General features: G+C 43.2%; 1 protein-coding gene. It reads right to left on the bottom strand.

Features of this window, described 5'->3' with window-relative positions; genetic code table 11:
• The coding region (locus WKT10_RS15985) for a transposase (protein ID WP_340278061.1) at positions 1 to 340 on the bottom strand (340 nt) is incomplete at both ends.

Consider the following 340-nt stretch of genomic DNA (forward strand, 5'->3'; position numbering starts at 1 on the left):
GCTTGCAGTAAAATTTGATGAGATACTCTGGTGAGGAATCCATGTTTGCGACAACAAATGTGTACATGTAAACCATTTGGTTTTCCGGCTTTTCAACCTTGCATACCACACGCCTTTCATAAGGCCATGAACTCGCTCTATACATGAATTCGCCATAGGCTACTACATAATCGACTTTATTATTTTTGGTGATCTCATCAAGCCCATCCACAAGATAGGATGCTTTTTTGCGGAGAATGCCATTCTCCTTCAGCCGGATCACATAGCTTGTGCCGTTTTCCTCACACTGCTTATAAAGATCAGGTGTAGCGAAACCGCTGTCACCACGAAGCAGAATACG

The organism is Enterocloster sp. HCN-30185 (assembly GCF_037890305.1).
In the GTDB taxonomy this organism is placed as follows: Bacteria; Bacillota; Clostridia; order Lachnospirales; family Lachnospiraceae; genus Enterocloster.